Source organism: Rhodoferax sp. (assembly GCF_030646845.1).
Taxonomy (GTDB): domain Bacteria; phylum Pseudomonadota; class Gammaproteobacteria; order Burkholderiales; family Burkholderiaceae_C; genus Rhodoferax.
The window spans coordinates 53998-62269 of record NZ_JAUSLE010000059.1; the positions used below are offsets into that span (position 1 = coordinate 53998).

At 62.6% G+C, this 8272-nt stretch carries 9 protein-coding genes and 1 pseudogene; all 10 read left to right on the forward strand.

The window, feature by feature from the left end; all coding sequences use genetic code 11:
* Positions 1-873, forward strand: a complete 873-nt coding sequence (locus Q7T10_RS14390) for a branched-chain amino acid ABC transporter permease (protein WP_304749477.1) — start codon at positions 1-3, stop codon at positions 871-873.
* 13 nt (positions 874-886) lie between these two features.
* Positions 887-1906, forward strand: coding sequence for a branched-chain amino acid ABC transporter permease (locus Q7T10_RS14395; RefSeq protein ID WP_304749479.1), 1020 nt, complete (start codon positions 887-889; stop codon positions 1904-1906).
* Positions 1903-2472 carry a hemerythrin domain-containing protein gene (locus Q7T10_RS14400; protein ID WP_304749481.1) on the forward strand — a complete coding sequence of 190 codons (570 nt, stop codon included), beginning with the start codon at positions 1903-1905 and terminating at the stop codon, positions 2470-2472. Before Q7T10_RS14395 ends, Q7T10_RS14400 begins: the two co-directional genes overlap by 4 nt.
* A 3-nt stretch (positions 2473-2475) precedes the next feature.
* Entirely contained in the window at positions 2476-3387 is a 912-nt protein-coding gene (locus Q7T10_RS14405) for a LysR substrate-binding domain-containing protein (protein WP_304749484.1), read from the forward strand.
* A gap of 118 nt (positions 3388-3505) precedes the next feature.
* The gene (locus Q7T10_RS14410) at positions 3506-3853 is read left to right on the forward strand and encodes a 2Fe-2S iron-sulfur cluster binding domain-containing protein (RefSeq protein WP_304749487.1); all 348 of its coding nucleotides are present in this window, start codon (positions 3506-3508) and stop codon (positions 3851-3853) included.
* A 23-nt stretch (positions 3854-3876) separates the two neighbouring features.
* Positions 3877-4821: a catechol 2,3-dioxygenase gene (locus Q7T10_RS14415; protein ID WP_304749489.1), complete on the forward strand. Its 945-nt coding sequence runs from the start codon at positions 3877-3879 to the stop codon at positions 4819-4821.
* Positions 4822-4839: 18 nt separating this feature from the next.
* Positions 4840-5319 carry a heme-binding protein gene (locus Q7T10_RS14420; RefSeq protein ID WP_304749490.1) on the forward strand — a complete coding sequence of 160 codons (480 nt, stop codon included), beginning with the start codon at positions 4840-4842 and terminating at the stop codon, positions 5317-5319.
* Between the two features lie 98 nt (positions 5320-5417).
* Positions 5418-6878 (forward strand): 2-hydroxymuconic semialdehyde dehydrogenase, encoded by a 1461-nt coding sequence (locus tag Q7T10_RS14425; protein WP_304749493.1) that lies wholly within the window; start codon positions 5418-5420, stop codon positions 6876-6878.
* A 10-nt stretch (positions 6879-6888) separates the two neighbouring features.
* Entirely contained in the window at positions 6889-7728 is an 840-nt protein-coding gene (locus tag Q7T10_RS14430) for an alpha/beta fold hydrolase (protein WP_304749495.1), read from the forward strand.
* 125 nt (positions 7729-7853) lie between these two features.
* Positions 7854-8272 (forward strand): annotated as a pseudogene (locus Q7T10_RS14435) (2-oxopent-4-enoate hydratase); the annotation flags it as partial.

The window sequence follows — 8272 nt, forward strand, 5'->3', positions numbered from 1 at the left end:
ATGACGGAATGGATCAACACCCTGCTGCAAGGCCTGCTCCTGGGCGGCCTGTATGCCCTGTTTGCCACAGGCCTGGCCTTGTCGTTTGGTGTCATGCGCATGATCAACATCGCCCATGGGGACTTTGCCATTTTGGCCGCCTTCGCCGCCATTGCCGTGGTGCAGCCCCTGGGATGGAACCCGTTTGTGGTGCTGTTGCTCATCGTGCCATTGATGGGTGGCCTGGGCTATTTGCTGCAGCGTGTGGTGCTGAACCGCACCCTGGGGCAGGACATCTTGCCGCCCTTGTTGGTGACGTTTGGTTTTTCCATCATCATCCAGAACCTGCTGCTGGTGCTGTTTTCCGCCGATACGCGCAGCTTGCCGTCGGGCGATCTGGCCACCGCCAGCCTGAACCTGGGCACCGAGGTGGCGGTGGGCGTGCTGCCCCTGCTCACTTTTGCGGCGGCGCTCGCGGTGCTGGGGGGGTTGCAGTGGCTGTTTTCGGCCACTGCCTTGGGGCGGGCTTTTCGTGCCGCATCGGACGACCGTGAAGCGGCCCAATTGATGGGCATTGACAACCGCCACATTTACGCTCTGGCCATGGCCGCGGCCATGGCCATCGTGGCCGTGGCGGGCGTCTTTCTGGCGATGCGCACTAACATCAGCCCGGCCGACGGGCCACTGCGCCTGCTCTACGCCTTCGAGGCAGTCATCATTGGCGGTCTGGGCTCGATCTGGGGCACCCTGGCCGGCGGCATCATTCTCGGCGTCGCGCAGTCGATCGGGCTCAAGGCCGACCCAGGCTGGGGCATTTTGGCTGGTCACCTGGCCTTTCTGGCGGTGCTGGTGGTGCGCCCCAATGGCTTGTTCCCGCGCACCCGTGACCGCTAACCGGCCTGACATCATGAACACCCAAACCCCCTCCGTTGAGCGCAGCACACGGGCCAGCCAGGCCGGTCTGGTGTTGGCGCTGCTCGTGTTGCTGGCGGCGACCTCGGCCCCCTGGTGGGCGGAGCGCTCATCGCAACGCCTGATGACCGAAATTCTCTACACCCTGGCGCTGGCGCAGATGTGGAATCTGCTGGCGGGCTATGGCGGCTTGCTGTCAGTTGGGCAGCAGGGCTTTGTTGGCCTGGGCGGCTATTGCCTGGTGGTGCTGGGGCTGCAGTTCGGGCTGAACCCGTTTCTGATCGTGCCGCTGGCCGGGGTGGTGACGGCGCTGGTGGCGATCCCGACGGCAGCGGTGCTGTTTCGGTTGCGGGGCGCTTACTTTGCGGTCGGGACCTGGGTGGTAGCCGAAGTGTTTCGGCTGATCGTGGCCAACACCGCCAGTGTTGGGGGCGGCTCGGGCACGTCCATCACCCAGACTGTGACCGGTATTCCCGCCTGGTGGCGCGAGTCCACCACGCTGTGGCTGGCGATAGCACTGGGCGGCGGGGCGACGCTGGCGGTCTACTGGCTGCTGCGTTCACGCCATGGCCTGGCCCTGACCGCCGTGCGCGACAGCGAACACGCGGCCGAGAGCCTGGGGGTGTCGGTCGCCCGCATGAAATGGTTTGTCTATATTGCCGCCGCCGCGGGCTGTGGCATGGTGGGTGCGTTGATTTTCATCACCAAGTTGCGCATTGCGCCCGAGGCGGCGTTTTCCATGGACTGGACGGCCGCGATGTTCTTTGTCGTCATCATTGGCGGCATCGGCACCATTGAGGGCCCGATCGTCGGCACGCTCATCTACTTTGTGCTGCGCCAGTTCCTGAGCGACTATGGCAGCTGGTACATGATTGTGCTGGGTTGCGTTGCGGTGGCATTCATGCTCTGGATTCCGCGCGGTGTCTGGGGGCTGATGAGCAGCCGCTTTGACCTGCATTTTTTCGCGGTCCAGCGGCGTGTCCGCTTTGCGTCCACCCAGGAGAAACAGCCATGAGACCGGCGATGCGCATTTTGGGCCGGGAACACCTGGCGCTGCGCGCCGTTGCCCGCATCATCGCGATGGAGGCGGTTCTGCTCGCGCGCGGTGGCCAGGTTGATATCGCGTTGCTGGAAAGCATCGCCGCCTACATCGCCGAGTTTCCGAACCGCATCCACCATCCGAAAGAAGAGGCGTTTCTGTTTCGCGCCATGCGCGAACGTGCGCCACAACGCTGCGCCGCGCTGCTGGACCGACTGTTGTCCGACCATGGCAAAGAAGACGACAGCATTGCACAATTTTTGGACGCGCTGACTGCCTACAAGAACTCAGCGCCCGGGGCCGCAGCACAGCTGGCCGAAGTGGCCGGCAGCTACGCCAGACACCTGGAGCGCCACCTCGAGGTGGAGAACACCCAGGCGTTTCCCCTAGCCGAAGAAGTCTTGCTGGCGTCCGATTGGCAAACCATTGATGCGGCGTTTATGGCCAACGATGACCCCCTGGTGAGCGCGACTCCCGGCTTGCGCTATGCCGACCTGCACCGGCGCATCATGGCGCTGGGCGCCACACCGCCTGGAGTTTGAGCCATGGACCTGCGTCATCTGAAAAGTTTTGCGGTGCTGGCCGAAGAGTTGAACTTTGGTCGGGCGGCCGTTCGCCTGCACATTTCGCAGCCACCCTTGACCCGTCAGATTCAGCTGATGGAAAACGAGCTCGGTACCCAACTGTTTGACCGACTGCCCAAAGGTCTGGCGCTGACTGCCGCCGGGATCACCTTGCTGGACGATGCCAGGCGAATTCTGGGGCTGGTGGACGCTGCCAAAGACCGCGCCACCCAAGCCGGCCGGGGTGAAATTGGCCGTCTGGATGTGGGCATTTTCGGTTCGGCGATTTTTCACTACATTCCACGCTTGCTGTTGCAGTTTCGCAGCCTGTACCCCAATGTGAAGATCAGCCTGCATGAACAAACCAAAGTAGAACAAATCCAGGCCCTGCGCGAAAGACGTCTGACGATTGGCTTTAACCGCCACGTCAGGTCCGAGCCGGACATCGTGGTGGAAACGGTGTACCTTGAACCCCTGCTGGTTGCGCTGCCTTGTGGGCATCCGCTAGCGCAACAGGCCGCCATCAGCATCCTGGAACTCAGCCAGCAGCCGCTCATTCTGTACCCCAATAACACCCGCGAAGGTTTTGCTGACCACGTGATTTCATTGTTTGACCACGAAGGGCTGCAAGCCCAGGTGGAATTGGAAGTGAAGGATGTGGTCACCGCGGTAGCCCTGGTCTCCAGCGGCTTTGGCCTGTGCGTGACGCCCGAGGCGGCCAGCAGCCTGCAACTGCCGGGGGTGGTGTACCGACCGCTCAAAGCCGATCCACCGCCTACGGTGGACCTGGTTTGCCTGTACCGCCGGGATGATGCCTCGCCGATATTGACGGCCTTCCTGGATACCGTGCGCAAATTCCAGCCGCAAAGCGCGAGCCAAGGACAGATCCGCTGACAACTTCATCATGGCAAGCTACACCATTCCTATTGAAAACGACTGCAGCAATTACCGCTGCACCGGCGCCAGCCAGCAGCGCAGCCCGCTGCTCAAGCGGGTTTGAGGAGCGCACTCGATGTTGTTTGATACCCGCCCCAAAGTCAGTGTGCATGTCGTGCAGACCAACGAAACCTTCCCCTGCGCCAGCGACGAGAGTTTGCTGCAGGCCATGTTGCGTCTGGGCCGCAAGGGCATCCCGGTGGGTTGCGTCAATGGTGGTTGTGGCGTCTGCAAGGTTCACGTGACCGAAGGGCAGTGCCGGCCCCTCGGTCCCATCAGTCGCGCGCACGTCAGTGCAGCGGAGGAAGCGCAAGGCTTCACGTTGGCCTGCCGTGTGGCGCCCGTCACCGCCATCCGGCTGGAGGTCGCGGGCAAGTTCGAGAAGCCGTTTCGAAAAGGCTTTGCCGCAGCGGCAAAGCCCTGATTTTTAACCACGAGGAGACTTCAATGGGAATCATGAGAATTGGTCACGCCAGCCTTCGGGTGATGGACATGGCAGCCGCCCTCAAGCACTACGAAAACGTGCTGGGCATGAAAAAGACAATGGAGGACAAGCACGGCAACGTGTACCTCAAGTGCTGGGACGAATGGGACAAATACTCGCTGGTGCTGACGCCCTCAGACCAGGCGGGCCTGAACCACGTGGCCTACAAGGTCGAGAAGGACGCCGACCTGGACGACCTGCAGAAGAAGGTCGAAGCCTACGGCATCAGCACCAAGATCCTGCCCGAAGGCACTCAGCCTTCGACCGGGCGCATGCTTCAGTTCAACATGCCCAGCGGCCACGAAATGCGGCTGTATGCGATGAAAGAATATGTGGGCACCGAGGTCGGTAGCCTGAACCCCGACCCCTGGCCCGACAACATCAAGGGCGCGGGCGCGCACTGGCTGGACCACTGTTTGCTCATGTGCGAACTCAACCCGGAAACCGGGGTGAACAAGGTCGCCGACAACACCAAATTCATGATCGAGGCGCTCGACTTCTTCCTCACCGAGCAGGTGCTGGTTGGCCCGGCCGGCGACATGCAGGCCGCCACCTGGCTGGCCCGCACCACCACGCCGCACGACATTGCTTTTGTGGGCGGACCGCGCATGGGACTGCACCACATTGCGTACTTCCTGGATTCCTGGCACGACATCCTGAAGTCAGCCGACGTGATGGCAAAAACCAAGACCCGGATCGATGTGGCGCCGACACGCCATGGCATCACCCGGGGCGAGACCATCTACTTCTTTGACCCGAGCGGCAACCGCAACGAAACCTTCGCGGGTCTGGGCTACCTGGCCCAGCGCGACCGCCCCGTGACCACCTGGGACGAATCGCACCTGGGCAGCGGCATTTTTTATCACACGGGTGACCTGGTGCCTTCGTTCACTGAGGTGTACACCTGATACGGGCTGTGCGAAATCATGACTAAAACGGAGACCGCCTCCCGGTCCGAGCCCCCGGCTTCCGGCTTGCCCGTCAGCGTCGCCTTGCAGTCCATCGACTGGCACGCGGCGCACCTGGCGGTTGGCGCGGCGGTGCAGGCGGCCCGGGAGCGGGGCGTGTGCATCAATGTGGCCGTGGTGGATGCCGGCGGCGTGCTGGCGGCGTTCCTGCGCATGCCCGGTGCGCCGCTGCATTCGGTGGACATCGCCATCGACAAGGCCTACACCGCCGTCAGCTTTGGCCTGGCCACCAGTCAGTGGCAGGCCGCCCTGCAGCAGCACTCCGCCGCCGTGCGCGAAGGCCTTGTGCTCAGGCCGCGCTTTGTGGCCTTTGGCGGCGGGCTGCCGCTGATGGAGAACGGTCAGCGCATCGGCGGTATCGGTGTCTCGGGTGGCTCCGAGGAGCAGGACGAAGCCTGTGCGCAAGCCGGGCTAGCCGCGATTGGATTGAGCAGCTAACTTTCCTGGCCCTTGGCGAAGCGCCTGGGGCCATGAAAGTTATTTCACGTTAACGGCGCAGAGCAAGAGCTACCGCGCCTTTTTTGGAAGAGTTGGATATGAAAGAGATCAAGAACTTCATCAACGGTGCCTACGTGGGCAACGTCAGCGGCAGGACCTACGAGAAGCGCAACCCGGTCGACAACTCGCTGATCGGCAACGTCTACGAGGCCGGCAGGCCCGAAGTCGATGCCGCGGTGGCTGCGGCCAAGGCCGCGCTCAAAGGACCCTGGGGCAAGCTCTCGGTGGTGGACCGCTGCGCCATGCTTGATGGCGTGGTGGCCGAGATCAACCGCCGTTTTGATGACTTTCTGCAGGCCGAAATTCTTGATACCGGCAAGCCCAGTCACCTGGCCTCGCACATCGACATCCCGCGTGGCGCGGCCAACTTCAAGATCTTCACCGACACCATCAAGAACGTCTCGACCGAATCGTTCGAGATGCGCACTCCCGACGGCAAGACCGCGCGCAGCTACGGCGTGCGCACGCCGCGTGGCGTGATCGCGATCATCTGCCCGTGGAACCTGCCGCTTTTGCTGATGACCTGGAAGTGCGGCCCGGCCATGGCCTGCGGCAACACCGTGGTCGTCAAACCCTCAGAAGCCACCCCCAGCACCGCCACGCTGCTGGGCGAAGTGATGAACAAGGTCGGCGTGCCGCCCGGCGTTTACAACGTGGTGAACGGCTTTGGCATGGATTCCGCCGGGGCCTTTTTGACGGCCCACCCGGATGTGAACGGCATCACCTTCACCGGCGAGACCAAAACCGGCACGGCCATCATGAAAGCCGGCGCCGACGGCATCCGCCCGGTGTCGCTCGAACTCGGTGGCAAGAATGCCGCCGTGGTGTTTGCCGACTGCGACTTCGACAACGCCGTCAACACCGTCACCCGCTCGGCCTTTGAGAACGCCGGCCAGGTCTGCCTGGGCACCGAGCGTGTCTACGTAGAACGCCCGATCTTCGACAAGTTTGTCGCCGCCCTGAAGGTCAAGGCAGAAACCATGAAGCCCGGCCGCCCGTTTGATGCCGACACCAAGATCGGCCCGCTGGTCAGCAAGATCCATCAGAAAAAAGTGCTGTCCTACTACGCCAAAGCCAAGGAAGAAGGCGCCAACATTGTGTTTGGTGGCGGCGTGCCCGACATGCCGGACGATCTCAAGGACGGCTGCTGGGTGGAGCCGACCATTTGGACTGGCCTGCCCGAGACGGCTTCGGTGGTGCGTGAAGAGATCTTTGGCCCCTGCTGCCACATCCAGCCCTTCGACACCGAAGAAGAAGCCGTGCGCATGGCGAACGACACCAAGTACGGACTGGCGACCTCCATCTATACCCAGGACATCAGCCGCGCCAGCCGCCTGGCCACGCAGATTGAAGTGGGCTTGTGCTGGATCAACAGCTGGTTCCTGCGCGACCTGCGCACGCCCTTTGGCGGCTCCAAGCAGTCCGGCATCGGGCGTGAAGGTGGTGTGCACTCGCTCGAGTTCTACACCGAGCTGCGCAACGTGATGATCAAGTACTGAAGGCCGATCCATGACTCAGAACGCTGAAATCGGCCAGTCCATTGTGGCCAATGGCATCAATACCAACTACCACGACGTCGGCACCGGCTTTCCGGTGCTGCTGATCCACGGCTCCGGCCCCGGGGTGAGCGCCTGGGCCAACTGGCGCCTGACGATTCCAGCCCTGGCGCAGCAGCGCCGGGTGATTGCGCCCGACATGGTCGGCTTTGGCTACAGCGAGCGGCCGAAAGGCGTTCGCTACAACCTGGACACCTGGGTGGCGCAGGCCGTGGGTCTGCTCGATGCCCTGGGCATTGAACAAGCCGACCTGGTGGGCAACTCGTTTGGGGGCGGCCTGGCGCTGGCCCTGGCGATCCGCCATCCCAAGCGGGTGCGGCGGTTGGTGCTGATGGGCGCGGCCGGTGTGTCGTTCCCGATCACGCCCGGTCTGGATGCGGTCTGGGGCTACCAGCCCTCGATTGCGGCCATGCGCAAGCTGCTCGACGTCTTCGCCTTTGACCGCACGCTGATGACCGACGAACTGGCCGAGCTGCGGTACAAGGCCAGCATCCAGCCCGGCTTTCAGGAGGCGTTTGAGAGCATGTTTCCCGCGCCCCGGCAAAACGGCGTGGAGGCGCTGGCCAGCCGCGAACAAGACATCCGTGCGCTGCCGCACGAGACGCTGGTGGTTCACGGCCGTGAGGATCAGGTGATTCCCCTGTCCAACTCGTTGACGCTGGCGCAATGGATTTCCCGCTCGCAGTTGCATGTGTTCGGCCGATGTGGCCACTGGACGCAAATTGAACACGCCGCCCGCTTTGCCCAACTGGTCGGGAATTTCCTGACCGAAGCGGATGCGCTGGCGGCCTGACCCAAGAACCAGGGCACTATTGTTTTGATAGCTATACAGGCACTGTTCACGAGGGCTAGAGGCCGAAAACACTTGAATATTTGCGATTTTCCATTTTCCATTCAACCGACAGGACCTACTTACCTATGGATGCCACACTGATCGAAACCCTGGGCGACGAGTTGTTCCGCGCCATGAGCACCCAAACCGTGGTCGAGCCGCTGACCAACCGCCACCCCGGCATCACCATCGAGCACGCCTACCTGATCCAGCAGCGCATGCTCTCCAACCGCCTGAAAGCGGGCGAGCGCATCGTCGGCAAAAAGATTGGCGTCACCTCGGCCGCCGTGATGAACATGCTGGGCGTCTACCAGCCCGACTTTGGCTACCTGCTCGACGGCATGATCTACAACGAAGGGCAGTCCATCGTGGCCAGCACCCTGATCCAGCCCAAGGCCGAAGGCGAAATTGCCTTCATCCTGAAGAAAGACCTGATGGGCCCCGGCATCAGCAACGCCGATGTGCTGGCCGCCACCGAGTGCGTGATGCCCTGCTTCGAGATCGT

Excerpts from the sequence above, each read along its gene's own strand:
- Q7T10_RS14395 (WP_304749479.1), top strand. The coding sequence starts at position 887 with ATGAACACCCAAACCCCCTCCGTTGAGCGCAGCACACGGGCCAGCCAG.
- Q7T10_RS14425 (WP_304749493.1), top strand. The coding sequence starts at position 5,418 with ATGAAAGAGATCAAGAACTTCATCAACGGTGCCTACGTGGGCAACGTC.
- Q7T10_RS14420 (WP_304749490.1), top strand. The coding sequence starts at position 4,840 with ATGACTAAAACGGAGACCGCCTCCCGGTCCGAGCCCCCGGCTTCCGGC.
- Q7T10_RS14415 (WP_304749489.1), top strand. The coding sequence starts at position 3,877 with ATGGGAATCATGAGAATTGGTCACGCCAGCCTTCGGGTGATGGACATG.
- Q7T10_RS14410 (WP_304749487.1), top strand. The coding sequence starts at position 3,506 with ATGTTGTTTGATACCCGCCCCAAAGTCAGTGTGCATGTCGTGCAGACC.
- Q7T10_RS14390 (WP_304749477.1), top strand. The coding sequence starts at position 1 with ATGACGGAATGGATCAACACCCTGCTGCAAGGCCTGCTCCTGGGCGGC.
- Q7T10_RS14400 (WP_304749481.1), top strand. The coding sequence starts at position 1,903 with ATGAGACCGGCGATGCGCATTTTGGGCCGGGAACACCTGGCGCTGCGC.
- Q7T10_RS14430 (WP_304749495.1), top strand. The coding sequence starts at position 6,889 with ATGACTCAGAACGCTGAAATCGGCCAGTCCATTGTGGCCAATGGCATC.
- Q7T10_RS14405 (WP_304749484.1), top strand. The coding sequence starts at position 2,476 with ATGGACCTGCGTCATCTGAAAAGTTTTGCGGTGCTGGCCGAAGAGTTG.